Annotated in this window: 27 protein-coding genes and 1 pseudogene; 12 read left to right on the forward strand and 16 right to left on the reverse strand. The window is 64.1% G+C overall.

Going from position 1 to position 26,745, the window contains the following annotated elements:
- Window positions 1-50 precede the first annotated feature (50 nt).
- From radA to IVB50_RS24305, 6 genes are all read left to right on the forward strand, one after another.
- A complete protein-coding gene (gene radA / locus IVB50_RS24280) occupies window positions 51-1,496 on the forward strand; it encodes a DNA repair protein RadA (RefSeq protein WP_018459134.1) in 1,446 nt (481 codons plus the stop codon).
- Window positions 1,497-1,661: 165 nt separating this feature from the next.
- Window positions 1,662-2,291 (forward strand): CvpA family protein, encoded by a 630-nt coding sequence (locus tag IVB50_RS24285; protein ID WP_007592055.1) that lies wholly within the window; start codon window positions 1,662-1,664, stop codon window positions 2,289-2,291.
- 28 nt (window positions 2,292-2,319) lie between these two features.
- Window positions 2,320-3,825 carry an amidophosphoribosyltransferase gene (purF, locus tag IVB50_RS24290; RefSeq protein WP_018459135.1) on the forward strand — a complete coding sequence of 502 codons (1,506 nt, stop codon included), beginning with the start codon at window positions 2,320-2,322 and terminating at the stop codon, window positions 3,823-3,825.
- Between the two features lie 144 nt (window positions 3,826-3,969).
- On the forward strand, window positions 3,970-4,710 hold the full coding sequence (locus IVB50_RS24295; RefSeq protein ID WP_018459136.1) for an SDR family NAD(P)-dependent oxidoreductase: 741 nt from the start codon (window positions 3,970-3,972) through the stop codon (window positions 4,708-4,710).
- A gap of 78 nt (window positions 4,711-4,788) precedes the next feature.
- Window positions 4,789-5,937 (forward strand): hypothetical protein, encoded by a 1,149-nt coding sequence (locus IVB50_RS24300; protein WP_247297480.1) that lies wholly within the window; start codon window positions 4,789-4,791, stop codon window positions 5,935-5,937.
- 169 nt (window positions 5,938-6,106) lie between these two features.
- Window positions 6,107-7,333 (forward strand): ABC transporter substrate-binding protein, encoded by a 1,227-nt coding sequence (locus IVB50_RS24305; protein WP_018459138.1) that lies wholly within the window; start codon window positions 6,107-6,109, stop codon window positions 7,331-7,333.
- Between the two features lie 121 nt (window positions 7,334-7,454).
- Here IVB50_RS24305 and IVB50_RS24310 read toward each other — a convergent pair whose 3' ends face one another.
- The 7 genes from IVB50_RS24310 to IVB50_RS24340 all read right to left on the reverse strand — a co-directional run bounded on the left by IVB50_RS24310 (window position 7,455) and on the right by IVB50_RS24340 (window position 14,432).
- Window positions 7,455-8,708 carry a tetracycline resistance MFS efflux pump gene (locus IVB50_RS24310; RefSeq protein WP_018459139.1) on the reverse strand — a complete coding sequence of 418 codons (1,254 nt, stop codon included), beginning with the start codon at window positions 8,706-8,708 and terminating at the stop codon, window positions 7,455-7,457.
- Complete coding sequence (gene der, locus IVB50_RS24315) at window positions 8,705-10,087, reverse strand: ribosome biogenesis GTPase Der (RefSeq protein WP_018459140.1); 1,383 nt, start codon at window positions 10,085-10,087, stop codon at window positions 8,705-8,707. Before der ends, IVB50_RS24310 begins: the two co-directional genes overlap by 4 nt.
- Before the next feature lie 49 nt (window positions 10,088-10,136).
- Window positions 10,137-10,685: a hypothetical protein gene (locus IVB50_RS24320; RefSeq protein ID WP_026233742.1), complete on the reverse strand. Its 549-nt coding sequence runs from the start codon at window positions 10,683-10,685 to the stop codon at window positions 10,137-10,139.
- A 26-nt stretch (window positions 10,686-10,711) separates the two neighbouring features.
- Window positions 10,712-11,365, reverse strand: coding sequence for a tetratricopeptide repeat protein (locus tag IVB50_RS24325; RefSeq protein ID WP_247297481.1), 654 nt, complete (start codon window positions 11,363-11,365; stop codon window positions 10,712-10,714).
- Window positions 11,366-11,532: 167 nt separating this feature from the next.
- On the reverse strand, window positions 11,533-13,125 hold the full coding sequence (locus IVB50_RS24330) for a class I adenylate-forming enzyme family protein (RefSeq protein WP_247297483.1): 1,593 nt from the start codon (window positions 13,123-13,125) through the stop codon (window positions 11,533-11,535).
- 72 nt (window positions 13,126-13,197) lie between these two features.
- On the reverse strand, window positions 13,198-13,782 hold the full coding sequence (locus tag IVB50_RS24335; protein WP_026233743.1) for an NnrU family protein: 585 nt from the start codon (window positions 13,780-13,782) through the stop codon (window positions 13,198-13,200).
- A gap of 71 nt (window positions 13,783-13,853) precedes the next feature.
- Window positions 13,854-14,432 (reverse strand): hypothetical protein, encoded by a 579-nt coding sequence (locus IVB50_RS24340; RefSeq protein ID WP_026233744.1) that lies wholly within the window; start codon window positions 14,430-14,432, stop codon window positions 13,854-13,856.
- Here IVB50_RS24340 and IVB50_RS24345 point away from each other — a divergent pair.
- Window positions 14,419-14,640 (forward strand): hypothetical protein, encoded by a 222-nt coding sequence (locus IVB50_RS24345; protein ID WP_157643098.1) that lies wholly within the window; start codon window positions 14,419-14,421, stop codon window positions 14,638-14,640. The two genes, IVB50_RS24340 and IVB50_RS24345, sit on opposite strands and share 14 nt — an antisense overlap.
- Window positions 14,641-14,660: 20 nt before the next feature.
- Here IVB50_RS24345 and IVB50_RS24350 read toward each other — a convergent pair whose 3' ends face one another.
- Window positions 14,661-16,280, reverse strand: coding sequence for a peptide chain release factor 3 (locus tag IVB50_RS24350; RefSeq protein WP_085352891.1), 1,620 nt, complete (start codon window positions 16,278-16,280; stop codon window positions 14,661-14,663).
- Between the two features lie 168 nt (window positions 16,281-16,448).
- Here IVB50_RS24350 and sugE point away from each other — a divergent pair, with 168 nt between their 5' ends.
- Window positions 16,449-16,763: a quaternary ammonium compound efflux SMR transporter SugE gene (gene sugE, locus IVB50_RS24355; RefSeq protein WP_204510973.1), complete on the forward strand. Its 315-nt coding sequence runs from the start codon at window positions 16,449-16,451 to the stop codon at window positions 16,761-16,763.
- On the opposite strand, the gene IVB50_RS24360 is transcribed toward sugE, so the two are convergent.
- The 7 genes from IVB50_RS24360 to IVB50_RS24390 form a co-directional block, all read right to left on the reverse strand.
- Complete coding sequence (locus IVB50_RS24360; RefSeq protein WP_247297484.1) at window positions 16,756-17,763, reverse strand: inorganic phosphate transporter; 1,008 nt, start codon at window positions 17,761-17,763, stop codon at window positions 16,756-16,758. The genes sugE and IVB50_RS24360 overlap by 8 nt on opposite strands.
- Window positions 17,764-17,778: 15 nt before the next feature.
- Window positions 17,779-18,423 carry a DUF47 domain-containing protein gene (locus IVB50_RS24365; RefSeq protein WP_018459150.1) on the reverse strand — a complete coding sequence of 215 codons (645 nt, stop codon included), beginning with the start codon at window positions 18,421-18,423 and terminating at the stop codon, window positions 17,779-17,781.
- Window positions 18,424-18,581: 158 nt separating this feature from the next.
- Window positions 18,582-19,550 (reverse strand): branched-chain amino acid ABC transporter permease, encoded by a 969-nt coding sequence (locus IVB50_RS24370; protein ID WP_007592084.1) that lies wholly within the window; start codon window positions 19,548-19,550, stop codon window positions 18,582-18,584.
- 1 nt (window position 19,551) lies between these two features.
- Window positions 19,552-20,415, reverse strand: coding sequence for a branched-chain amino acid ABC transporter permease (locus IVB50_RS24375; RefSeq protein ID WP_018459151.1), 864 nt, complete (start codon window positions 20,413-20,415; stop codon window positions 19,552-19,554).
- Between the two features lie 72 nt (window positions 20,416-20,487).
- A complete protein-coding gene (locus tag IVB50_RS24380) occupies window positions 20,488-21,711 on the reverse strand; it encodes an ABC transporter substrate-binding protein (RefSeq protein ID WP_018459152.1) in 1,224 nt (407 codons plus the stop codon).
- Between the two features lie 33 nt (window positions 21,712-21,744).
- Window positions 21,745-22,491, reverse strand: a complete 747-nt coding sequence (locus IVB50_RS24385; protein ID WP_247297486.1) for an ABC transporter ATP-binding protein — start codon at window positions 22,489-22,491, stop codon at window positions 21,745-21,747.
- On the reverse strand, window positions 22,484-23,239 hold the full coding sequence (locus IVB50_RS24390; protein ID WP_018459153.1) for an ABC transporter ATP-binding protein: 756 nt from the start codon (window positions 23,237-23,239) through the stop codon (window positions 22,484-22,486). Before IVB50_RS24390 ends, IVB50_RS24385 begins: the two co-directional genes overlap by 8 nt.
- Window positions 23,240-23,575: 336 nt before the next feature.
- On the opposite strand from IVB50_RS24390, the gene IVB50_RS24395 reads away from it, so the two are divergent.
- Window positions 23,576-24,259: a PAS domain-containing protein gene (locus IVB50_RS24395; protein ID WP_018459154.1), complete on the forward strand. Its 684-nt coding sequence runs from the start codon at window positions 23,576-23,578 to the stop codon at window positions 24,257-24,259.
- Between the two features lie 3 nt (window positions 24,260-24,262).
- Here IVB50_RS24395 and IVB50_RS24400 read toward each other — a convergent pair whose 3' ends face one another.
- A complete protein-coding gene (locus IVB50_RS24400) occupies window positions 24,263-24,637 on the reverse strand; it encodes an ArsC family reductase (RefSeq protein WP_018459155.1) in 375 nt (124 codons plus the stop codon).
- Window positions 24,638-24,744: 107 nt separating this feature from the next.
- Here IVB50_RS24400 and IVB50_RS24405 point away from each other — a divergent pair, with 107 nt between their 5' ends.
- The 3 genes and pseudogenes from IVB50_RS24405 (at window position 24,745) to IVB50_RS24415 (ending at window position 26,745) form a co-directional block, all read left to right on the forward strand.
- Window positions 24,745-25,116 (forward strand): tRNA-binding protein, encoded by a 372-nt coding sequence (locus IVB50_RS24405; RefSeq protein ID WP_018459156.1) that lies wholly within the window; start codon window positions 24,745-24,747, stop codon window positions 25,114-25,116.
- A gap of 211 nt (window positions 25,117-25,327) precedes the next feature.
- Window positions 25,328-25,960, forward strand: coding sequence for a TetR/AcrR family transcriptional regulator (locus tag IVB50_RS24410; protein WP_085362174.1), 633 nt, complete (start codon window positions 25,328-25,330; stop codon window positions 25,958-25,960).
- A gap of 3 nt (window positions 25,961-25,963) precedes the next feature.
- Window positions 25,964-26,745 (forward strand): annotated as a pseudogene (locus tag IVB50_RS24415) (sulfite exporter TauE/SafE family protein).

Consider the following 26,745-nt stretch of genomic DNA (forward strand, 5'->3'; position numbering starts at 1 on the left):
ATCAGCAAACCTGAAACCCCCGACTCGCTGTCCCCGGACTCGCTGTCCCCATGGCCAAGAACACACTTTCCTTCGTCTGCCAGAACTGCGGCGCGGCCTATAACCGCTGGCAGGGCAAGTGCGAGTCCTGTGGCGAGTGGAATACGCTCGCGGAGGAGGACACGACCGGCAGCGTGCCGGTGTCGATCCGCTCCAAGCGCAAGGGGCGGACCTTCGCGCTCGAGAGCCTGTCCGGAAAAACCCAGGACGCCCCGCGCCTGTCCTCCGGCATGACGGAGCTCGATCGCGTGACCGGCGGCGGCTTTGTCCGCGGCTCGGTGCTGCTGGTCGGCGGCGATCCCGGCATCGGCAAGTCGACGCTGCTGACGCAGGCCACAAGCCTGCTCGCGCGCGCCGGACACCGCGTCGTCTACATCTCCGGCGAAGAGGCGGTCGCGCAGGTGCGGTTGCGCGCCGAACGGCTCGGGCTGTCGGATGCGCCGGTGCAGCTCGCCGCCGAAACGTCGGTCGAGGACATTGTCTCGACGCTGTCTGAGGGCGCGGTGCCGCGGCTGATCGTGATCGATTCGATCCAGACCATGTGGACCGACACGGTGGAATCGGCACCCGGCACGGTGACGCAGGTGCGCGCCTCGGCGCAGGCCCTGATCCGTTTTGCCAAAAGGACCGGCGCGGCCATCATCCTGGTCGGCCATGTCACCAAGGACGGACAGATCGCCGGCCCTCGCGTGGTCGAGCACATGGTCGATGCGGTGCTGTCGTTCGAGGGCGAAGGCTCGCAGCAATTCCGCATCCTGCGCGCCGTGAAGAATCGTTTCGGGCCGACCGACGAGATCGGCGTGTTCGAGATGACCGGGCTTGGCCTGCGCGAAGTCACCAATCCTTCCGAGCTGTTTTTGTCGGAGCGCGATCTCGGCACGCCCGGCACCGCAGTCTTCGCGGGTATCGAGGGTACAAGACCCGTTCTGGTCGAATTGCAGGCACTGGTGGCGCCGACCTCGCTCGGCACCCCGCGCCGGGCCGTGGTGGGCTGGGATCCGAGCCGGCTATCGATGGTGCTGGCGGTGCTGGAAGCCCATTGCGGGGTGAAGCTGTCCGGCCACGACGTCTATCTGAACGTCGCGGGCGGCCTGCGCATCCACGAGCCCGCGGCTGATCTGGCCGCCGCGGCGGCGCTGGTGTCCTCGCTGGTTAATGCGCAGTTGCCCTCCGATGCGGTCTATTTCGGCGAGATCTCGCTGTCCGGCGTGGTGCGCCCGGTAGCGCAGACCCCGGCCCGGCTGAAAGAAGCGGCAAAACTCGGCTTCCAGCGTGCCGTTCTGCCCGAATCGGCCCGGGGCGAAGCCGGCGGCGATGCCGGCTTGTCGCTGAACGCGATCAACAGCCTGACGACATTGGTCGCCGAGATCGCCGCACGCGGCTCCCGGCGGGGCGACTCGAGCGCACCGGCAGAGAAAAATGCCACACCAGCAAGATTCCGCCGTGGAGAGGGTTAGCCGGTGGTGACGTCCCCCGCCCTCGCCGCTATACAGCCGTCACAAAAGCAGCATGGGATTGCGTGGTTGCGGCCTTGCCGGGAACGTCGTCTGGCCCTCACTTAGGGCGGCGGCCAAGCACCGATTCGCTGAGCACCTTGAAGTACGAGCGGACCAGACCAGCCGATGCCAGTAACCATCCTCGACCTGATCCTGCTCGGTGTGATGCTGATTTCGGGCCTGCTCGCCATGGTTCGCGGCTTCATGCGCGAGATCCTGTCGATCGCGGCCTGGGGCACGGCGGCGATTGTCACGCTTTATTCATTCTCGAAGCTGCTGCCGACCGCAAAGACCTATTTCAACAACGATACCGTCGCGAGCGTGGTCGTGGTTGCCGGCGTGTTCGTGGGCACTTTGGTCGTGGTCTCCGTGATCACGGTCCGGATCTCCGACATGATCCTGGATTCGCGCATCGGCGCACTGGACCGCACCCTCGGCTTTCTGTTCGGGCTGGCGCGCGGACTTTTGATCGTCGTGGTCGCCTTCCTGTTCTTCACCTGGCTCGTGCCGGACAAGCAGCGCCCGGATTGGGTCACGGGGGCCAAATCCCGCGTGGTGCTGCAGGGAACCGGGGATTGGCTGATGGCCCTCTTGCCTGACGACCCCGAGAACACCATCTTGAAGAGATTCAAGAAAAACAAACCAGATGAAGAGCAAACTGATTCCGAGCAGCAGCCTTCGGGCAGTGGCGACGGATACAGCAAACCGGCTCGTGACAGCCTTAAAAAGCTGATCGAGAAACCCGCGGCGCGTTGATTAAGCCCTAACGAGAGGCTCGGACGAGATGCGAAATCCTGACCAGGACGCCCTACTTGATCTCGGCCCGGCCGCGCTGGAACTTCAAGACGATCTGGAGGGGGATACGCTGCGCGAGGAATGCGGCGTCTTCGGCATCTACGGCCACCCCGATGCCGCCGCCATCACGGCGCTCGGCCTGCATGCCCTTCAGCACCGCGGCCAGGAAGCCGCCGGCATCGTCTCCTATGACGGCGGCCGCTTTCATTCCGAACGCCGCCTCGGCCTCGTCGGCGACACCTTCTCCCGCCGCGAGGTGATCGATCGCCTGCCCGGCACAATGGCAGTCGGCCATGTCCGCTATTCCACCACCGGCGCGACGATCCTGCGCAACGTGCAACCGCTGTTCGCCGAACTGAATGCCGGCGGCCTTGCGGTCGCCCACAACGGCAATCTCACCAACGGCCTGACGCTGCGCCGCGAGCTCGTGAGGAACGGCGCGATGATGCAGTCGACCACCGACACCGAGGTGATCCTGCACCTGGTCGCGCGCTCCAGGCGCAGCCGCTTCATCGAACGCTATATCGACGCGCTGCGCGAGATCGAGGGCGCCTATGCGCTGGTGTCGCTGACCAACAAGAAGCTGGTCGGCGCGCGCGATCCGCGCGGCATCCGTCCGCTGGTGCTCGGCGAACTCGATGGTTGTCCGATCCTGACCTCCGAGACCTGCGCACTCGACATCATCGGCGCACGCTTCGTCCGCGACATCGAGCCCGGCGAGGTCATCGTGTTCGACGAGAACGGGCAGGACATCCACAAGCCGTTCCCGCCGATCGCGCCGCGTCCCTGCATCTTCGAGTACATCTACTTCTCCCGTCCGGATTCCATCGTCCACGGCCGCTCGGTCTACGAGGTGCGCAAGGCCTTTGGTGCCCAGCTTGCGCGCGAGAGCCACGTGCCGGTCGACGTCGTGGTGCCGGTGCCGGATTCCGGCGTGCCCGCGGCGGTTGGCTACAGCCAGCATTCCGGCATCCCGTTCGAACTCGGCATCATCCGCAACCACTATGTCGGCCGCACCTTCATCCAGCCGACGCAGGCGATCCGCGAATCCGGTGTGCGCATGAAGCATTCGGCCAACCGCGCCGCGATCGAAGGCAAGCGCATCATCCTGATCGACGATTCGCTGGTACGCGGCACCACCTCGAAGAAGATCGTCCGCATGATGCGCGATGCCGGCGCCAAGGAAGTGCATTTCCGCCTCGCCTCGCCGCCGATCCTCTATCCCGACTATTACGGTATCGATCTGCCGGACCGTGGTGGTCTTCTTGCGGCGACACATTCGCTGGAAGAGATGCGCGAGATCATCGGCGCCGACTCGCTCGCCTTCCTGTCGATCGACGGCATGTACCGCGCCATGGGCGAGCCCGGCCGTGACCCCGCCAATCCGAAATTCTCGGATCATTGCTTCACCGGGGCTTATCCGACCCACCTCACCGACCAGACCCAGACCGAGCAGCAGCCGCGGCAATTGTCGTTGCTGGCGGAGGCGAGCTAGGCTCGTCGTCGTGGCGAAAGCCAGGACCCATTACCACAGGCCTTTCTGGTTCGAAGAAGGTGTGACAATCATCTTCCCTAGCCATAAACGTCACGGCGTATGGGTCCTGGCTTTCGCCAGGACGACGCTGGATAGAACCTTTCAATGACAAATCCCCTCGCCAACCGCATCGCTCTCGTCACCGGCGCCTCGCGCGGCATCGGCTTCGCCACGGCAAAAGCGCTGGCCAGGGCCGGCGCGCATATCGTTGCGGTCGCGCGCACGCAGGGCGGGCTGGAAGAGCTCGACGACGAGATCCGCAAGGACGGCGGCAGCGCCACGCTGGTGCCGCTCAACCTCACCGATTCCGACGGCATCGCGCGGCTCGGCGCCGGCCTGCACGAACGCTACGGCAAGCTCGACATCCTGGTCGGCAATGCCGGCGTGCTCGGCCCCTCCTCGCCGATCGGCCATATCGAGCTGAAGGCCTTCACCGACGTGATGGCGGTCAATGTCTCCGCGAATTTCCAGTTGATCCGCTGCATGGAGCCGCTGCTCAAGCAGTCGGACGCCGGCCGCGCGGTGTTCGTCACTTCCGGCGCGGCCAACAAGGCGACCGCCTATGTCAGCCCCTACGCCGCCTCCAAGGCGGCGCTGGAAACGCTGGCGCGCGCCTGGGCGCAGGAGACCGCGAACACCAAGCTGCGCGTCAATCTGTTCAATCCGGGCCCCGTCCGCACCCGGATGCGCGCGACGCTGATGCCGGGCGAGGATCCGGCGACGCTCGATACAGCCGAGCAGGTCGCCGAATTCATCGTGCCGATGTGCGCGCCGGATTGGACCGAGACCGGCAAGTTCTACGACTACAAGACCCGGACCTTGATGAGCTTCCGCTCCCCGGCCTGATTGACTTGACCGCCTCCCCGCGATTGACTGCCCGCGCTCAAGCGGCAGCAAGCTGCAGGCCAATAAAGGGAGGTTGCCATGGCGCCATGGCGGAATCGCGCAGGCTCTACGCATGCGCTCGCAAATGTCTCTCGCGTCCTCTCTGTCCTGATCGCGGCCGTCGCGTTCGCGCTTCCGGGCGCGGCAACCGCCGGCGACGTCCCGACCTTCGCGGTCGATGCTTCCTGGCCAAAGCCGTTGCCGAACAACTGGATCCTCGGCCAGGTCGGCGGCATCACCGTCGACTGGCAGGGCCACATCTGGGTGATCCATCGCCCACGCTCGCTCACCGACGACGAGAAAGGCGCGAGCCTCACCCCGCCCCGCTCGAAATGCTGCGTGTCGGCGCCGCCCGTGCTCGAATTCGACACGGATGGCAATCTGCTGCGATCGTGGGGCGGCGCGGGCGAAGGCTATGAATGGGTCGGCCGCGAGCACGGCATCGAGGTCGACGAGCGCGGCTTCGTCTGGGTCGGCGGCAATGCCGACAATGACAACGCCATCCTGAAATTCACGCTCGACGGCAAGTTCGTCGCCCAGATCGGCAAGATCGCGCCGAGCCTCGGCAGCAGCGACACGACCCAGCTCGGCAAGCCCGCCGAGACCGCGATCGACAAGGCCGCCAACGAAATCTACGTTGCCGATGGCTACGGCAATCGCCGCGTCATCGTGTTCGATGCGACCACGCTCGCCTACAAGCGGCACTGGGGCGCCTACGGCAACAAGCCTGACGATACCAAGCAGGCTCCTTACGATCCCAAAGCGCCGGTTGCGCAGCAATTCGGTAATCCCGTCCACTGCGTGAAGCTCGCCAATGACGGGCTTGTCTACGTCTGCGATCGCATCAACAACCGCATCCAGGTGTTCAAGACGGACGGCACCTTCGTGAAGGAGTTCTTCTTCGAGAAGAACACGCTCGGCAACGGCGCGGTGTGGGACATCGCGATCTGGCCCGATCCGAAGCAGACCTGGCTGCTCAGCGCCGACGGTGAGAACAACGAGATCAGGGTGATCAGGCGCGAGGACGGCAGCGTGGTCGGCAGCTTCGGGCACAACGGCCGCAATGCCGGACAATTCCACTGGGTGCATGCCATGGCGATCGACGCCAAGGGTAACGTCTATACCGCCGAGGTCGACACCGGAAAGCGGATCCAGAAATTCAAGCTGACATCGGACGCGCTGAAATAGCGTCTCGACGCATTTTGCCCAAAAGTTAACCGAGGGAGGACGCTGCGACGCAGCGTCATCCGGCTTTAGGCGCATTGCCGCCGGCCGTGGGACACGGTAGAGCCATCAGCCGGAACAAGGCTCCGTTTAAGAGAGCCGTCCGCATGTTTGACAATGGAGGAAACCTTTTATGACGACGACGTTCGCGCGCCGCTCCGCGGCCCTTCTGGCCTGTGCCGCCTTCGGTTTTGCCACATCCGCCTTCGCTCAAGACAAGACCGTCAAGATCGGCGTGCTCAACGACATGTCGAGCCTCTATGCCGACATCGGCGGCCCGAACTCCGTGGTCGCAATCAAGATGGCCGTTGAGGATTCCGGCCTGCTCAAGAAGGGCTGGAAGATCGACGTCATCAGCGGCGACCATCAGAACAAGCCGGACGTCGGCGTCAACATTGCCCGGCAATGGATCGACAACGACAAGGTCGATGCGATCGCCGACACGCCGAATTCCGGTGTCGCCCTGGCGGTCAGCAACCTGGTCAAGGAAAAGAACTCGGTGCTGCTCAATTCCGGCGCGGCCTCCGCCGACCTGACCGGCAAGGCCTGCACGCCGAACACGGTCTCCTATACCTACGACACCTACATGTTGGCCAACGGCACCGGCAAGGCGCTGACCAAGGCCGGCGGCGACAGCTGGTTTTTCCTGACCGCAGATTATGCCTTCGGCCATGCGCTCGAACGCGACACCACCGCGGTCGTGACTGCGAACGGCGGCAAGGTGCTCGGCAGCGTCAAGCATCCGATCAATACCGCGGACTTCTCGTCCTTCCTGCTGCAGGCGCAATCGTCCAAGGCCAAGGTGGTGGGCCTTGCCAATGCCGGCGGCGACACCACGAACTCGATCAAGCAGGCCGCCGAGTTCGGCATTGTGCAGGGCGGGCAGAAGCTCGCGGCGCTGCTGCTGTTCATCAACGACGTGCATTCGCTGGGTCTGAAGACCGCCCAGGGCCTGACCTTCACGGAATCCTTCTACTGGGACATGAACGAGCAGACCCGCGCCTGGTCGAAGCGATTCTCGGCGCTGGCCAACAAGAATGCGATGCCCTCCATGACGCAGGCCGGCAATTACGCGATGGTGCTGCATTATCTCAAGGCGATGGACGCGCTCGGCAGCAATCCGCATGACGGCGCCAAGGTCGTCGCCAAGATGAAGGAGCTTCCGACCGACGATCCGCTGTTCGGCAAGGGTCCGCTGCGCGAGGATGGGCGTCGTCTCATCCCGGCCTATCTGTTCGAGGTGAAGAAGCCCGACGAATCGAAGGGACCGTGGGATTACTACAAGCAGATCGCCACGATCGCGGCGGAAGACGCGGCCAAGCCGCTCAAGGACAGCGAGTGCCCGCTGGTGAAGAAGTAAGGGCGTAGCAATTGCGCAACTGCCTCCACGACGTCATGCCCGGGCTTGTCCCGGACATCTACGTTCTGGACCGGACGAAGAACGTGGATGGCCGGGACAAGCCCGGCCATGACGGCCCTCTTCAAGGCCCCTTGGCGACAGCCAGCGCCCGCACCGCGATCGCCGCGCACGCCACCATCAGCACCGCCGCGAGCAGGAACGGCGCGCCGGGCAGCTGCCACGGCGCGCTGGCGCCGATGAAATATGAAAACGTCAGCGTGAACAGGAACGGGCCGACGAGCTGCGACACGCTCTGCACGCTCGCGGTCGCGCCCTGCAACTGGCCCTGCTGATCCGGCGCGACCAGCCGCGTCATCAGCGATTGCATGGCGGCGCCCGAAATGCCCCACAGCGACATCACGGGAATGCCGATCCAGAACAGCGGCCCGGTCGGCGCCGCGCCGAAGATCACGAAGCCAATCGCGCCACAGCACAGGCCGAGCAACAAGGCGTTCCGCTCGCCGAGCACACGCACGATCGGGCCGATCGCGAGCCCCTGCACCACCATCGCGCAGATGCCGACCATCGCCAGCGTCAGCCCCACGGTTTTCGAATCCCAGCCGTAGCGATAAGTGGCGTAGAGCACGAAGGTCGAGGGCAACACGACATGCGCGACCTGCGCGATGAAATTGACGACGGACAGCGCGGCGAGCACCGCGTTGGAACGCAGCAGGCGGAGCGCTCCGAGCGGATTGGCGCTCCTCCAGCGGAACGGCGCGCGCTTGTCCGGCGCCAACGATTCCGGCAGGACGAAGAGCCCATAGAGCGCATTGGCGAAGCTCAAGGCCGCCGAGGCCCAGAACGGCAGGCGCGGATCGATATCGCCGAGCAGGCCGCCCAGCGCCGGGCCCAGCACGAAGCCGGCGCCGAATGCAGCGCCAATCCTGCCGAACACCGCTGCGCGCCGCTCCGGCGGCGTGATGTCGGCGATATAGGCAAAGGCGGTCGAGATGCTGGCCGAGGTGATGCCCGAGATGACGCGGCCGACGAACAGCCAGACCAGCGACGGCGCCAGCGCCATCAGCACATAGTCTGCCGCGAGCCCGAAATTCGACAGCAGCACCACCGGCCGCCGCCCGAAGCGGTCCGACAGCGCGCCGAGCACCGGCGAGAATACGAACTGCATCAGCGCCCAGGCGGTGCCGAACAGGCCGAAGATGCGGGCCGCATGGGCCGTGTCGTTGTCGACGAAGCTCTCGATCAGTTTTGGCAGGATCGGCATGATCACGCCGAGCGCGAGCATGTCGAGCAGGATGGTGACGAAGATGAAGGCGACCGCACCGCGCCGGACTGGCGCTGCGCCCTGCGCCATCGCCTCGCCGGCGTCGTTGCTCACGACGGCCGCTTGCGCTTGTGGGCGAACGGATTGGCCTTCTCGCGCAAGGTGATGCGCACCGGCGTGCCCGGCAGCTCGAAGGCCTCACGCAGCGAATTGGTGAGATATCGCAGATACGACTGCGGTACCGCGTCCGCACGCGAGCAGAACAACACGAAGCTTGGCGGGCGGGCCTTGGTCTGCGTGATGTAGTTCAGCTTGAGTCGTCGTCCGGACACGGCCGGCGGCGGATTGGCTTGGACCGCCTCCTCGAACCAGCGGTTCAGCGCCGCGGTCGACACACGCCTGTTCCAAAGCGCATAGGCATCCTGGATCGCCTGCATCAATCGATCGATGCCCTCGCCCATCAAGCCGGAGACGGCGACGATCGGCACGCCCTTGATCTGCGGCAGCAAGTGATCGGCATCGCGGCGCAGGTTCGAGATCGCGCCGCCGCCCTTGCTTTCCATCAGGTCCCATTTGTTGACGGCGAGCACGACGGCCCGACCCTCGCGCTCGATCAGGTCGGCAATGCGAAGATCCTGCTCCTCGAAGCGGTTCTGCGCATCCATCATCATCACGACGACTTCGGCAAAGCGCACCGCGCGCAGTGCGTCGGCGACCGAGAGCTTCTCGAGCTTCTCCTCGATCCGCGAGCGCCGGCGCAGACCTGCGGTGTCGAACACCCGAAACTCGCGCCCCTTCCAGTTGATCTCGACCGCGATGGAATCGCGCGTGGTACCCGCCTCCGGGCTCGTCAGCAGGCGCTCCTCGCCGAGCAGATGATTGATCATCGTCGACTTGCCGGCGTTGGGCCGGCCGACGATCGCGACCCGGATCGGACGCGTGGCCGCCTCTTCCTCCGTCAGCGGCTCGTCGTCCTCGACCTCATCCTCCTCGACGGGCTCCGGCATCAGCTCTCTCAAGGCGTCATAGAGCTCACCCAGGCCCTCGCCATGCTCGGCCGAGATCTGGATGGGATCGCCGAGGCCGAGCGCGAAAGCCTCCATCGCGCCGGCATCGCCGTGCTTGCCTTCGCTCTTGTTCGCGACGAGCATCACCGGCTTGTTGGCCTTGCGGGCGAAATCGGCGAAGGCGCGATCGTTGGGCGTGAGGCCCATGCGGGCATCAATCACGAAGAACAGCGCGTCGGCCTGTGCGATCGCGGCCTCCGTCTGCTCCTGCATGCGGGCGGTCAGCGAGCCCTTGGCACCCTCATCGAGGCCGGCGGTGTCGATGATCGTGAAGTCGAGATCGCCGAGCCTGGCCTCGCCCTCGCGGCGGTCGCGGGTGACGCCGGGGAGGTCATCGACAAGCGCGAGCTTCTGCCCGACCAGACGGTTGAACAGCGTCGACTTGCCGACATTGGGTCGGCCGATAATGGCAATCTTAAAGGACATGGGTCATTCGTGCGCTGCCGGAGCCGCGCCTGTCAATGAAATGAAAAAATCAGCGCGAGAAGCTGCCGCTCGGCATGGGCGCCGGGAAGGCGCCCTGCGTTTGCTGCTGGGTGGTCTGGGTCGGTTGCGCCTGCTGGACGGATTGATCGGGCGGCGGCGCGGTGGTGCGCTTGCGCACGATCTTCTGCCTGGGCGGCGGCGTGGCCGCGGGCGGCGCGGCCTCGGGCTGGGCCTCGCCGTCGACTTCGCCGGCGGGCGCCTCAGCCGGCGCGACGGCTGCGGTGGCCGGCTGCCTGGTCTTTTTCGCCTTGGCACCCTTCGCCGGCTTCGGCTCGGGCGCAGGCTCGGTGGGCAGAGCCGCAACGGCGGGTCCGTTCGGATCGGGCTGTTGCTGGGCGCCCTTGTACATATCCTTCGGAACGCCTTGCTCGAGGCCGGGCACGCCTTCCGGGAACACCGGCTTGCGGTCGCCCGGCAGCTTCTTCTTGGTGTCGAGGAAGTCGAGCATGTCGCTCGGATCGAAGCTGGAGCAACCGCCCAGCACGCCCGTGAAGGCGATCAGGACGGCGGTTGCGATCAAGCGTGGCGTGCGGCGCATGTCGGTATCTCGTCTCAGCTCTCGGCTCAGCTCTTCGCTACGGGCGGCAGCAGGGCCTGCAGCGCCTCGGCGCGTGAGCGCAGGCCGGGCAGCGTTTCGCCGTCCTCGGCAATCGCGTCGAGCCATTTGCGGGCCGCAGTCACATCGTTGTTGCGCCAGGCCGACAGCGCCAGCATCTCGCGGGCGGTGTGACGGAAGGTCGATTTGGGTGCGGTCGAGGCTTCCAGCCGCTGCTGCATGTCCGCATAGCCGGCGCTGTCGAGCAGGAGACCGGCGGCGCGGATCTTTGCCAGATCCTGCCACTCGCCGCCTACACTGCGGTCGGCGGCGATGTCGTCATACAGCTTGGCGCCTGCCTTGGGATCGCGGGCCGCCGCCTCGGCCGCAGCACGCAGCCGCGCCAGGGTGCGATAGCCCGATGGAGCCTTGGCAGCGAGCTCGGTGAAGGCCGCCTCGGCCTCCGCATGCTTGTCCTGCTCGGACAGCTCAGCGGCCTTCTCGAAGGCAGCACCGGCCTCGGCAGCCTTCTTGGCTTCAAGATATTGGTAACCGCGCCAGCCACCCACGGCGGCGACGATCAGCACCATCAGTGCGATAAAGACGATCGAATATTTATCCCACAGCTTCTTGAGCTGTTCGCGACGTACTTCCTCGTCGACTTCGTCAAATAATTCAGACACTTATGCTAATCCCATGCCCGTCCGGGTGCGCGCGCCAAAGCGTTCGCGTCAGGAATCCCGTCCCCACGTGGCGGCGGGGTACCCTAACGATATGGCGGTGGCAAGGCAAAGCGAGCCCGATCAAGGCGTTAACCACCCGGGACAGCCCGAGAGACCGCCTCCCCGGGTCAATTTCCCAACAGCTCCCGCAGCTGTCGCTTCAGCACCTTGCCATTGGCATTGCGCGGCAGCGGCTCCGCGGTGATCACCATGGTCTCCGGGACCTTGTAGTCGGACAGCCGTTCCGCGCACCAGGCGCGCAAGGCCTCGCTGTCCACCGGCGCACGCGCCACCACCACGGCGTGGACGCGTTCGCCCAGCACCGGACAGGCCTTGGCGACGATCGCGCTCTCGACCACGGCGGGATGGCCGGCCAGCACCGATTCGACCTCGGCCGAATAGATCTTGAGGCCACCCCGATTGATCATGTCCTTCTGCCGGTCGAACACCCGGACAAATCCCTCCGCATCGACCGAGCCGAGATCGCCGGAATGCCAGAACCCGCTGGTGAAGCTTTCGGCCGTGGCTTTCGGATTGTTCCAATAGCCCTTGATGACGGAGGCACTCTGGATCCAGAGCTCGCCGATTTCCCCAGGCGGCAGCTCACGCCCGTCCGCGTCCATCGCCAGGATGCGTGCACCCGGACACGGCAGTCCGACGCTGTCGATATGGCTTTCCGTCAACTCGCCCGGCATGATCGTGGACGGCGACGTGGTCTCGGTCGCACCGTAGCAATTCGCCAGCGCGAGGCCGGGAATGATCGCCTTGAGCTTCTCGATGGTGGCAACCGGCATCGGTGCGCCGCCAAAGCCGCCGATGCGCCAGCTCGACAGATCGTAGCTCTCGATATCGGGCTGGAGCAGGCACAGATTGTACATCGCCGGCACCATCACCGTGTAGGTGACGCGCTCGCGCGCGGCGAGCTTGAGATATTCGCCGGCTTTGAACTCCGGCATGATGATCAACGCGCCACCGCAGCAGATCATCGTCGTGATGTTGGCGACCACGCCGGTGACATGGCCGAGCGGCACTGCCGCGATCGAACGGTCGGCCGCCGTCAATTGCAGGCAGGACATGAAGATCATCGAGGAATGGACGATGTTGCAATGGGCCAGCATCGCGCCCTTCGGCTTGCCTGTCGTGCCCGAGGTGTAGAGGATCATCGCGGTGTCCTCCTCGCTCGTCTCGACCGGCGCCGCGGCCGGGGCGTTGTCGACGAGCACCGCGAAATCCGACAGAGCCGGATCGTGGTCGATGGCGATGCGGTCGATCACATCGGGCACGTCCAGTGCGTCCGGCAGCCGCTCCGCAAGTGCCGCCTCGTGGATCAGGATCTTGGCGCCGCAGTCGGCGAGCACATAGGCGATTTCCGGCTTCTGCTGCCGCGTGCTGAGCAGCACCGTGACAAGCCCCTCATGCGCGGCAGCAAACAGCAGCAGCGGGAATTCGACGCGGTTGCCGAGCAGGATCGCGACACGATCGCCGCGCTGCAATCCGAGCTTGCGAAATCCCGCCGCGATCCGCGCAGCCTGCTCGACGGCCTGCCGCCAGCTCAGCCGGACACCGCCTGAGATCAGCGCTTCGCCGTCGGGATTGCGGGCGCAGGCGTCCGCAATCATCGCCCACAGGCTCGACGGCCGATCGCAAAATGCCGGTACCACCCGATCGCCGAAGCGCGCCTCGAACCGCATTGGCGGGATCTGAGAATGCGGCCAGTCCATCGGATTGCCCTTGGCTTGTTACTTTCGTTATCTTCCGCGCACGGGCATGCGGTCCTGTCTTGTGCTGATCGGCTAGCCGCCCATCACGGGAACGCCGATGACGACGGGATGGAACGCAAAAGCCAGCGCCAGATAAGCGACGATTCCAACCACGACCGCGATCAGATCGTTGGTGACGCCGCCGACCGGAATCGGCGGACCGCCGCCATCGGTGCGACGCTTCAGCGTGATGCGGTCATACACCGCCCAGCCCAGAAAGGACCCGAACAGGATGATGGAGCCGAGATCGCCATTGGCCAGAAGATGCGCCGCCGCCCACAGCTTGATGCCGGCCAGCATCGGATGCTTCAGTGTCGCGTAAATGCGGCCGCGCAGATAGGACGCAACCACCAGGATGACCGCGGGCAGCATCAGTGCGAGCGTGATGTGCTTCAGCGCCTTCGGCGGATACCAGACGTCGATCCAGCCGGTCGCGCGATAATGCGCGAAGCCCCAGATGATCAGTGCGAGCCCCGCAAGCGAGGCAAGCGAATAGAGGATCTTGTAGGTCCCCTCGCCCACTCTCGCGATGGCCTGCGCGCGTGCATCGCGTTTCGTCGTGAACACATGCGCCGCAAAAAACAGCGCAAGCCCCAGGATCATAACCAGCAGACCCACGAGATTCTCCCCTCAACCAGCGCCCCAGCCCATGGCGTATCATCGATTGGCCGCGGGTCGCAACTGATGCGCTACTTGCCGATCTCGCGATTGTCGACATACCGGATCGCGATCGGCCGCCCGGCGATGGCACCGCCAAGGCCGCCGGTGAATTTCAGCGGCAGGCAGGCGTTCAACGATGAATTGATCGCATTGAGGTAGGAGGTTCTCGTCTCGGCGGGGACGCCTGCGGTCGCATAGGTCAGGCGCGGCGGGCCGATCAGGCCGCCCGATTTGTTGAAGCTGAAACGCACGGCGATCTGCATGCCCGCGCGCGCATTGTCCGATGGCGGTGACCAGCAGGTGCGCAGCTCGGCGAAGAGATCGCCGATCGTATCGAGATCGTGATCGGGCTTCTGATATTTGGCGCGATCGGCGTCCGCTGGCACGCTTTGGATCGTGAGCTGGAGGTTCTGCCCATAGGGATAGTCGATCTCGGGAATACAGGGACCAGGCTCAAGCGGGCTGCAATAGGACGGCGTGCAGGGCCGGCCGTCGAGCACACTGCATGGCTCGTGCGAAAACGGAATTGGGTTGATCTGTCGCGGCCGCGCGTCGGCGGCAACGATCGAGATCGCCAGCAGGAGAAAAACAAGGATGCCGCGCCACATCATGCGATCTCACAATACCGCAAGAGTAAAACGTGGCATTACCTCCGACAACGTCAAGATCGCCGGCGTTCACGTGCTCGCGTTCAACCTCGGTGTCGTCGCCCGGCTTGACCGGGCGACCCAGTACTCCGGGACGTCTGTGATTGAGCCGGGAAGCCGCGGCGTACTGGATGCCCCGGTCAAGCCGGGGCATGACAGCGGAGGGTGAGGAGCGGACGGAGCTACGCCCTAGCCCTTCTTCTTGACGTCCTTGACGTTGGTGAACTCGATGCCCTCGGCACGTTCCCTTGTGTAGCCGAGATAGAACTCGTTCCGCGCCAGATAGACGGGATCCCCGTCGACATCGTCGGCGATGCTGGAGGTGTTGGCAGCGATGAAGGTATCGAGCTTCTTGCGGTCGTCCGAAGAGACCCAGCGCGCGAGCTGGAACTCGCTGACCTCGAATTCGACTGGGAGGGAATATTCCGCATCCAGCCGCGCCTTGAGCACGTCGAGCTGGAGCGCGCCGACGACGCCGACCAATGCGGGCGCGCCGTCGCGCGGGCGGAACACCTGCACAACGCCCTCTTCCGACATCTGCTGAAGCGCTTCCTTCAGCTTCTTCGCCTTCATCGCGTCGGTGAGACGCACGCGGCGGACGATTTCCGGCGCAAAGCTCGGTACGCCGACGAAGTTGAAATCCTCGCCGTCGGTCAGCGTATCGCCGATGCGCAGCGTGCCGTGATTGGGAATGCCGACGACGTCGCCGGCATAGGCCTCGTCCGCGACCGAACGGTCCTGCGCGAAGAAGAATTGCGGGCTGGACAGCGGCATGCTCTTGCCGGTGCGCACGAGCTTCGCCTTCATGCCGCGGCTGAGCTTGCCGGAGCACAGGCGGGCAAAGGCGATGCGGTCGCGGTGATTGGGATCCATGTTGGCCTGGATCTTGAACACGAAGGCGCTCATGCGCGGGTCGGTGGCTTCGACCTTGCGCTGGTCGCTCTCCTGCGCGCGCGGCTCGGGCGCGAACTTGCCGAGCCCTTGCAACAGGTCGCCGACACCGAAATTGCGCAGCGCGCTGCCGAAATAAACCGGCGTCAGATGGCCCTCGCGAAAGGCTTCGAGCTCGAACGGTTTTGAAGCCGCGGTGACGAGCTCGAGCTCGTCCTTGACCGCCGATACGTCGAGATTGGCGTTGAGCTTGGCGAGCTCGGCGATCTCGATCTGCTGCGCCGCGCCGGTCTTGGCGCCGCCGCCTTCGAGCAGGCGCACGCCGCCATTGACGACGTCGTAGGTACCGAGGAACTCGCGGCCGCGGCCGACCGGCCAGGTCATTGGCGTGGTATCGAGCGCCAGCGTCTTTTCGATCTCGTCGAGCAGCTCGAAGACGTCGCGGCTCTCGCGGTCCATCTTGTTGATGAAGGTGATGATCGGGATGTCGCGAAGACGACAGACCTCGAACAGCTTCCGGGTGCGCGCCTCGATGCCCTTGGCGGCGTCGATCACCATGACGGCGGAATCGACCGCCGTGAGCGTGCGATAGGTGTCTTCCGAAAAGTCTTCGTGGCCCGGCGTGTCCAGCAGGTTGAACACGAGGCCCTCGAACTCGAAAGTCATGACCGAGGTCACGACCGAGATGCCGCGCTCGCGCTCGATCTTCATCCAGTCCGAACGCGTGTTGCGCCGCTCGCCCTTGGCCTTGACCTGGCCGGCCAGATTGATGGCGCCACCGAACAGCAGCAGCTTTTCGGTCAGCGTGGTCTTCCCGGCGTCCGGATGCGAGATGATCGCAAACGTACGCCGCCGCGACACTTCAGCGGCAAGCGAGGAACGGGCCGTCGATTCGGCTGTGGTGGCGATGTCGGACATTGCGGCAGCGTTTGGCAGGGAAAATGAGCCTGATCAAGCCTGATCTGGTGATTGCGGAGCCTTCCGGCCAGCCCCATATCCGGCTCGGATCAGGTTGGGACGGACGGCCTTCCCTTTCTATCAGCACACCAGTCGCGGGGACGACCCTGCCTTGAATGGAGGGTCGTCATGGCCTGGAGCATCCTGTTCGTCGCCGGTCTGCTGGAGGTCTCCTGGGCGATCGGCCTCAAATATACCGAGGGGTTCACCAAGCTCGTTCCGTCGGTCCTCACGCTTGGCGCCATGGCCGGCAGCATCATCCTGCTCGGGCTCGCCCTCAAATCGCTGCCGATTGGAACCGCTTATGCAGTCTGGACCGGCATCGGCGCGGTCGGTACCGCGACGCTCGGCATCATCCTGTTCGGCGAGCCGGCCACCGCATTCCGCCTCGCCAGCATCGGGCTGATCGTCGCCGGGATTGTCGGACTGAAGCTGGTTACCTGAGGAAGATCTTGACCGCCCACCAGCTCAGCGCGGCGACGATGGCCGAGGCCGGCATCGTGATCACCCAGGCATAGACGATCGAGCTGGCGACGTTCCAGCGCACCGCCGAGAGGCGGCGGGCGGCGCCGACGCCGACGATGGCGCCGGTAATCGTGTGGGTTGTCGAGACGGGAACACCGAGGAAGGTCGCCATGAACAGGGTCGCGGCACCGCCGGTCTCGGCGCAAAAGCCCTGCATCGGGGTCAGCTTGGTGATGCGCAGGCCCATGGTGCGGACGATGCGCCAGCCGCCCATCAGCGTCCCCATCGCCATCGCGGCCTGGCACGCGAGCACCACCCAGAAGGGGACGAAGAATTCGCCGCCGAGCTGGCCCTGCGAATAGAGCAGCACGGCGATGATGCCCATGGTCTTCTGCGCGTCGTTACCGCCATGGCCGAGCGAATAGAGCGAGGCGGAGGCGAATTGCAGGATGCGGAAGGCGCGATCCACGGCAAAGGGCGTGGAGCGCACCGAGGCCCAGGAGACGATCGCGATCAGCACCATCGCGAGCAGGAAGCCGACGAGCGGAGACAGCACGATGGCGATGACCGTCTTGGACAATCCGCTCCAGACCGCCGCCGAGAGGCCGGCTTTGGCCACACCGGCACCAAACAAGCCGCCGATCAATGCATGAGACGAGGACGATGGGATGCCGAGTGCCCAGGTCACAAGGTTCCAGACGATGGCGCCGACGAGCGCGGCGAAGATCACCTGAGCATCCACGATCGCGGGATCGATGATGCCGGTGCCGATAGTCTGGGCAACGTGCAGCCCGAACACCATGAAGGCGACGAAGTTGAAGAACGCGGCCCAGAACACCGCGTATTGCGGCCGCAATACGCGGGTCGAGACGATGGTCGCGATCGAATTGGCGGCGTCGTGCAGGCCGTTCAGGAAGTCGAACAGCAGCGCGACGGCGATCAATCCGACCAGGACGGGAAGACCCAACGCAACATCCACGGCGTGGCCCCTGCCCTAAACTTGCTCGATGACGATGCTGTTGATCTCGTTCGCGACGTCGTCGAAGCGGTCGGCGACTTTCTCGAGATGGTCGTAGATCTCTGCGCCGACGATGAAATCCATCGCGTTGCCGCCGCGATGCTTGAGGAACAGTTCCTTCAGCCCGATATCATGGAGATCGTCGACGCGGCCTTCCAGCTTGCCAAGCTCTTCCGTGATCGCGGTCAGCATGGCCACGTTCTGACCGATCTTCTGCATCAGCGGCAGCGCGCGGCCGACCAGATTGGCGCATTCGATCAGAAGCCCGCCGATCTCCCGCATCGGCGGCTCGAAGCTGCGGACCTCGAACAGCATCACGGCCTTGGCGGTCTGCTGCATCTGGTCGATGGCGTCGTCCATCGAGGTGATCAGGTTCTTGATGTCGCCGCGGTCGAACGGGGTGATGAAGGTGCGGCGCACCGCGGTCAGCACCTCACGGGTGATGTTGTCGGCATCGTTCTCGAACTGGTTGACGCGCTGGCAATAGACCGGCGTCTCCTCGCCCCCGTTGAGCATGCTCTGGAGCGCGATCGAGCCCTGGATCACGGTCTGGGCGTGGCGGTCGAACAGGTCGAAGAACCGTTCTTCCTTCGGCAGGAAAGCGCGAAACAATCGCATCATGGGGGAGAGACTACCGGTTGGATGATGGCCTGGCCCAAGCGGGCCGTCATGAAACTGTCATAGACCATTTTCGATCCACGCGCGTGCCACCTCACGCCCGTGGAGCCGGATCATCCACCGCTTTCGCGCGTCAACACATCTTCTATTATATCAACGACTTACAGCGACCGCCGGAAGTAATGCGCGATTTCGCCGATGACGCCACGGCGGAAGGTGAGCACGCAGATCACGAAGATCGAGCCCTGGATCACGGTCACCCATTGGCCGAACCCCGCCAGATATTGCTGCATGGCGATGATCACGAAGGCACCGACCACGGGACCGAAGACGGTTCCGAGTCCGCCGACCAGCGTCATCAGCACGACTTCGCCCGACATCGACCAGTGCACGTCGGTGAGCGAGGCATTCTGCGCCACGAAGACTTTCAGCGCACCGGCAAAGCCGGCCAGCGTGCCCGACAGGACGAAAGCCAGGAACTTGTACTGATCGGTGCGGTAACCCAGCGAGATCGCGCGCGGCTCGTTCTCGCGGATCGCCTTGAGGACTTCGCCGAACGGCGAGTTGATGATGCGGAAGATCAGCAGGAAGCCGGCGAGGAAACCGACCAGCACCACGTAGTAGAGCACGGTGGGCTTGGTCAGATCGAAGACGCCGAACATGCGTCCCTGCGGAATGCCCTGGATGCCGTCTTCGCCATGGGTGAACGGCGCCTGGAGGTAGATGAAGTACAAGAGCTGCGACAGCGCCAGCGTGATCATCGAGAAATAGATGCCCTGGCGGCGGATCGAGATATAGCCCGTGATGAGCGAGAGCACGAAGGCACCGGCGACCCCGACGAGGATGCCGAGTTCCGGCGGCAGCGCCCATACTTTCAGCGCATGCGCGCTGCAATAGCCGGCCGTGCCCAGGAACATCGCATGGCCGAAGGACAGCAAACCGCCGTAGCCGATCAGCAGGTTGAAGGCGCAGGCGAGCAGCGCGAAGCACAGCGCCTGCATCACGAAGAACGGGTAGACCCCCGTGAATGGCACCGAAGCCAGCAGCAGCGCCATCACCACGAACACGATCATCTCGTCGCGGATCGCGCGCGGGGTTACCGGCAGCGTGTCGTCCGTCAAGGCTGTCATATCAGGCCGCCCTTCCCGTCAATCCCGTTGGCTTCACCAAGAGCACCAGCACCATCAGCACGAACACGACGGTGTTGGAGGCCTCGGGGTAGAAATATTTGGTCAGGCCTTCGATCACACCGAGCGCGAAGCCGGTGATGATGGAGCCCATGATCGATCCCATGCCGCCGATCACGACCACCGCGAACACCACGATGATGAGGTCGGCGCCCATCAACGGCCGCACCTGGTTGATCGGCGCCGACAGCACGCCGGCGAGCGCTGCAAGGCCGACACCGAGGCCGTAGGTCAGCGTGATCATGCGCGGCACGTTGACGCCGAAGGCGCGCACGAGCGTCGGGTTTTCGGTGGCGGCGCGCAAATAGGCGCCGAGCCGCGTCTTCTCGATCAGGAACCAGGTCGCGATGCAGACCACCAGCGAGAAGATGACGACCCAGCCGCGATAGACCGGCAGGAACATGAAGCCGAGATTCATGCCGCCCTTGAGCTGGTCCGGAATGGCGTAAGGCAGGCCGGAGGAGCCGAAGTAGTTCTGAAACACGCCCTGCACGATCAGCGCAATGCCGAAGGTCAGCAGCAGGCCGTAGAGATGATCCAGCCCGGTCAGCCATTGCAGCATGGTCCGTTCCAGGATCATGCCGAAGATGCCGACGATAACAGGCGCAAGCAGCAACGCCCACCAGTAGTTGATGCCGCCGAGGTTCAGCAGGAAGTAGGCGACGAACGCGCCCATCATGTAGAGCGCGCCATGGGCGAAATTGATGATGTTGAGCATGCCGAAGATCACGGCAAGCCCGAGACTGAGCAGCGCGTAGAACGAGCCGTTGATCAGTCCTACCAGTAGCTGAGCGTAAAGAGCCTGCATCGATCCCGCACCTGGTCCCTTCGGCGTTCCCTGAAAGTCGCCCGCAGGCCTGATGGCCTGCGGGCGGTTAGCTTACTTCTTCAAGAGCGCGCACTTGCTCTCGGACAGCGGCGTGAAGGCCTGGTCGCCCGGCACCGTGCCGACCAGCTTGTAGAAGTCCCACGGTCCCTTGGACTCGGAGGGCTTCTTCACCTCGAACAGATAGGCATTGTGGATGGTGCGGCCGTTGGGCTGGATCTCGCCCTTGCCGAACAGATCGTCTTCCGTCGGCATCGACTTCATCTTCTCGACGACCTTGACGCCGTCATGCGGGTTGCCGCCGAGCGCTTCCAGCGCCTTGAAATAGTGACGCACGCCCGCATAGACGCCGGCCTGCACCATGGTCGGCGGCGCGTTGTTCTTCATCTTCTCGGCGAAGCGCTTCGAGAACGCCCGGGTCTGGTCGTTCATGTCCCAGTAGAAGGTCTCGGTGAAGTTGAGGCCCTGTGCGGTCTCGAGCCCGATCGCCTTGACGTCGGTGAGGAACAGCAGCAGCGCCGCGAGCTTCTGGCCGCCCTTGACGATGCCGAACTCGGCCGCCTGCTTGATCGTGTTGGTGGTATCGCCGCCGGCATTGGCAAGGCCGATGATCTTGGCCTTGGAAGCCTGCGCCTGCAGCAGGAAGGACGAGAAGTCCGGCGTGTTCAGCGGGTGCTTGACGCCGCCGACCACCTTGCCGCCATTTGCGGTAACGACAGCGGTGGTGTCGCGCTCCAGCGCCGCGCCAAAGGCGTAGTCCGCGGTCAGGAAGAACCACGTGTCGCCGCCGGCCTTCACCAGCGCCTGGCCGGTGGTGTGGGCAAGCATGTAGGTGTCGTAGGTCCAGTGCACCGTGTTGGGCGAGCACTGCGCGTTGGTCAAATCCGAGGTCGCCGCGCCCGAGTTGATATAGACGCCGTTCTTTTCCTTGATGACGTTGTTGACCGCGAGCGCCACGCCGGAATTCGGCACGTCGACGATGAGGTCGACCTTGTCGACGTCGAACCATTGCCGCGCGATCGCGGTGCCGATGTCGGGCTTGTTCTGGTGATCACCCGAGATGATGTCGATCTTCCAGCCCTTCGCAGCCAGACCCGAATCTTCAATGGCCATCTGCGCGGCGAGCGTCGAGCCCGGCCCGCCAAGATCGGCATAGAGCCCGGACTGATCGGACAGCGCGCCGATCTTGACGGTCTTGTCCTGCGCGAAGGCTACGCCCGCGGTGGTCACGGCCAGCGCCGTGCCGAGCAGAAACGACGCAATCGACTTTGTCATCATGCTACTTCCCTATGAATCTTCTTGTTGGCAGTTCTAGACACCGAGATAGGTGTGGAGCTTGTCCATGTTGGCGGCGAGCTCCGCATTGGAAAATCCGTCAATGTTCTTGCCGTGCTCGACCACGTAATAGCGGTCAGCGACAGTGGATGCGAACCGGAAGTTCTGCTCGACCAGGAGGATCGTAAAGCCCTCCTTCTTGAGCCGCGCAATGGTGTGGCCGATCTGCTGGATGATGACGGGCGCGAGACCCTCCGTCGGCTCGTCCAGCATCAGGAAGTTCGCGCCGGTGCGCAGGATGCGCGCGATCGCGAGCATCTGCTGCTCGCCGCCGGAGAGTTTGGTTCCCTGGCTGTTGAGCCGTTCCTTCAGGTTCGGAAACAGATCGAAGATCTGCTCGAGCGGCAATCCGCCGGGACGCACCACCGGTGGCAGCAGCAGGTTCTCGCGGACATCGAGGCTGGCGAAAATTCCCCGCTCTTCCGGGCAGAACGCGATTCCCATCCGCGCGATCTTGTCCGAGGTCGTGCGGATGATGTCCTGGTTATTGAACTTCACCGAGCCGGTGCGCTTGCCGATGATGCCCATGATCGACTTCAGCGTGGTGGTCTTGCCGGCGCCGTTGCGCCCGAGCAGGGTGACGACCTCGCCCGCGTTCACGTCGAAGTTGATCCCGTGCAGGATGTGGGACTCGCCGTACCAAGCTTCGAGGTTGCGGACCTGGAGGAGGTTGCCCCCACTCGCGGCCTTTGCGGGAGCTTCCGCCGTTGCAGTCTCAGCCATGACCGGCTCCCAGATAGGCTTCCTTGACGCGTTCGTCCTTGGTGAGCTCGCTGTAATGGCCTTGCGCCAGCACCTGGCCGCGCGTCAACACGGTGATGATGTCGGAGAGATTGGCAACGACGCTCAGATTATGCTCGACCATCAGGATGGTGTATTTCGCGGAGATGCGCTTGATCAACGCCGCGATCTTGTCGATGTCCTCGTGGCCCATGCCGGCCATCGGCTCGTCCAGCAGCATCATCTCCGGGTCGAGCGCGAGCGTGGTTGCGATCTCCAGTGCGCGCTTGCGCCCGTAGGGCATCTCGACCGCGGGCGTATTGGAAAACTCGCTGAGGCCGACATCGTTCAACAGCTCGCGCGCGCGATCGTTGAATTGGTTGAGGACGGACTTGGAGCGCCAGAAATCGAAGGAGCTGCCGTGCTGGCGCTGAAGCGCGACGCGCACGTTTTCCAGCGCGGTGAGATGGGGAAATACCGCCGAGATCTGGAACGAGCGAACCAGCCCCAGGCGAGCCACGTCGGCGGGCGCCATCGCGGTGATGTCCTGCCCCTTGTACAGGATTTTTCCGGCAGACGGTTTGAGGAACTTGGTCAAAAGATTGAAGCACGTCGTCTTGCCGGCGCCGTTCGGGCCGATCAACGCGTGAATGCTCCCACGGCGAACCTTGAGCGCAACGTCGCGGACGGCGAAGAAGCCCGCGAACTCCTTGGTCAAGCCTTCCGTTTCGAGAATGAACTCATCGGCCAAACAGTTTTCCCCCTGCCCGCACAACGCGCGTGGCTATCCTTGTTGCTTCGGCTTTCCGGAGGCCCTTGGAGCCACTCCCTGGAGCCCATCCGGAACGCCGCCTCCGGGCGCGGAATATGCCGGAGGTGACGGGGGTTAGGCAAGGCGGAAAGCTGAGCAGGTCAGGCCTCCGGCCGGGAGACTTATGCTCCCTTAGTCGGACATGTTTTGATGTCGCGCCTGCCCGGCTTCCCGGTTCGCAAAGCGCCGGTCATCAAGCCGTCGTTAACGGTCTTTCGTTCCATGCGCCAGCCTTCATAGAAAATTTTCCCGCAGCGAGGATCATGCGCGGGTTTCATGCGTCCGGAATTTCTATTCGCCGGGAATATTGTCTTGGATTTTGCAAGCGCGGCTCCTTCCGTGGTCAAGTCGATCAGGCAGCGTGATCTCCTGAACACGTGGCTGCGGCTCTATGCGCGCGAGCAGACGGCCCCGGCGATCTGGGAGTACCAGCCTGCGCGGCTCGAGGAAGAGCTCTCCGATCTGATCTATTATACGGTGGATGCGTCGATGCCGACACCGCGTCTGACCATCCAGAGCGAAGGCACGCGCATCTCGCGCGCCTATGGACACACCGGCAAGGGCGTTCTGCTCGACGACTATATCGGGCCGCGTCTCGCGCCCCTGGTGATGCCGGTCTATCATGAATGCGTGGCGCGTGGGCTGCCTGTCTACAGCGTTGCCGACGTCGATGACATCTACGGCCGTATCGTCGCCTATGAGCGCCTGCTGCTGCCGTTCCAGAGCGACGGCAAGGTCTGTCACATCATCGCGTCGCTCAAGACCTTCTGCGAGGACGGCGGCTTCGAGATCAAGAATCTGATGCGCGGAAATGACGCGCTGCCGCGCCCGAGATTGCGCGCGGTGATCGACCACGACCTGTTCCATCGCACCCCGGGCCGCATCGCGCCGGCCGAACTGGTCGAGTTCGCGGACCAGCAGGGCTCAGGTGTTCCCACCGAGATCATCGAGCTGAACTAGCGGTCAGCGCGATTTGGCGGCGGCTTCCTTGGTCGTGACTTCCTTGGCATAGATCTCCGGCTTGAAGCCGACCAGCAGCTTGCCGCCGACTTCAAGCACCGGCCGCTTGATCATCGATGGTTGCGCTAGCATCAACGCCAGCGCCTTTTTCTCGGAGAGGCCTTCCTTGTCGGCATCGGGCAGCTTCTTGAAAGTCGTGCCGGCGCGGTTGAGCAGCGTCTCCCAACCGACCTTCTCGCTCCACTGCTTGAGCTTGTCCTTCTCCACGCCCGCCGTCTTGTAGTCGTGAAACGCGTAGGCGACGCCATGGCTGTCGAGCCAGGCGCGCGCCTTCTTCATGGTGTCGCAGTTCTTGATGCCGTAGATGATGTTGGGCAAAGCGTTCCTCGCGCATGCGTCGTATCGTGATCCCAAGGCGTTGTACGCAACTCCGGTTCGCGCGACAATATTGCGAAAACGATGCCAGCTCTTCGAACGGACACTCCATGCACGTCACCCACGATCCAGCCGCGACCGCATCGCCGACCATCGACTTCGACACTTTTCTCGCGGTCGATATCCGCGTCGGCACCATCGTCGATGCAAAGCCGTTCCCCGAGGCGCGCAAGCCGGCCTGGCGGCTGTGGATCGACTTCGGTCCCGCGATCGGCGTGCGCAAGAGCTCGGCGCAGATCACCGAAAATCATCCGCTTGAAACGCTAGTGGGCCAACAGGTGGCTGCGGTCGTGAATTTCCCGCCGCGCCAGATCGGCCCCGTTGTCTCGGAGGTGCTGACCCTCGGTTTCCCCGATGCCGACGGCAAGGTCGTGCTGGTGCAGCCGAGCAAGCCCGTGCCGAACGGCGGACGGCTGTTCTAGGACCGCGCGCTCAAGGGGCGTTTCCTGGCCGCCGGGGGCGCCTTTGAAGGTTACCTCCTGTTTCCCGCCCCCGGTTCCTCGGGCTTGACCACGATACCCTTTCATAATAAAAATGACTGACTGATCGTTTTTTATCATATCAGTATTGCGAAGCCGCTTGTCCTGCAGAACGACTAAAACGATTGATTTGTCATTTTTTTGTGGATGGCGAATGCCGAAAATCAGCGACAAGCAACGTGAAGGCCGGCGGCAGCAGATTCTCGAAGCCGCCCTTGCCTGCTTCGCCGAGGACGGTTTTCACCAGACCGGGATGGCCGACATCGTCAAACGGTCGGGGCTGAGCCACGGTGCGGTCTATCTCTACTTCCAGAGCAAGGACGATCTGATCGAGGCACTCGCCGACGACCGGCATCGGCGCGAGGCCGTGCTCAATTCGGTCGCGCAAGGATCCGGCGATCCGATCGAAGGACTTCACGCGCTGGTCGGCGTCTACGCGCAATGGCTCACCGACTCCGCCGGCGAAGCGCGCCGCCGTGTCGGCATCCATGGCTGGGCCGAAGCCCTACGCAACCGCCGCGTCCGCACCAGCGTCGTGGAAGGCATCGACATGCCCCGCGCCCTGATCGTCGCCCTGGTCGAGCGGGGCCAGCATGACGGCCTCATCAAACGCGATCTCGGTGCGGAAGCGATCGCGCGCGTGCTGATCGCGATCTTCCAGGGTTTTGTGCTGCAAAAATGCTGGGGCCAGGATTTTGACATCGAGGCCTGCATGGCGGCCGTGACCGGCGTGATCGATGGATTTCGCACCACAAAGGCCGACGTCAAGCGACGGACCAGGAGCTGAGCGATGTCGTGGGTCCATGACCTGCTCGCAGGCATTGGGGTCGGCCTCATCGGCGGGCTGACATCGGGCTTCATGGGCACGAGTCCCGGAGGCGGCCTCGTGATTTCAGCGTACTGCTACTGGGCGCCGAGCAACACGTCGCCCAGGGGACATCGCTGATCACGCAGGTTCCACCGACGGGACTCGCGGGCGTTCGCCGCTACTGGCAGAGCGGCAATCGCAGCCCGTTGCTGTGGATCGTCTGGATCGGCATCGGGTTTCTCTTCGGCGGTGCCGGCGGCGGCTACGCTGCGGCCGCAGTCTCCGACTCGGTGTTGCAATGGACCTACGTCGTCTATCTCGTCGCGCTGATCGCTCTCCTGATCCTGCGCCGCGACCGCGAGGAGAAAAGCAATGAGACCTGCGACCGAGACAAGCTGCCTTGGCTGCCGCTGCTCCTCATCGGCATGCTTGCCGGATTTTCCTCCGGCTTCATGGGCATCGGCGGTGGGCTCGCGATCACCGTCGGGCTCGCGGCGGGCCTGCGGGTGCCGCAGCATCAGGCCCAGCTCGTCAGCCTCGTCTTCTCGGTCATCCCGACCAATATTCCGGCGGCCTGGATCTACTGGAGCAAGGGCCTCATGGTCGGCTGGCCTGCCATCATCGGCATCCTTGCCGGCCTCTGGGTCGGCACCGATCTCGGCGCACGCGCGGCTAATGGCGTCAGCAAATCGGTGCTGCGCCGGGTCATGATCGCCCTCATCTTGCTGATGGCGCTCTACATGACCCACAAGGCGCTAACCTGA

Source organism: Bradyrhizobium sp. 87 (assembly GCF_023073015.1).
Taxonomy (GTDB): Bacteria; Pseudomonadota; Alphaproteobacteria; order Rhizobiales; family Xanthobacteraceae; genus Bradyrhizobium; species Bradyrhizobium canariense_D.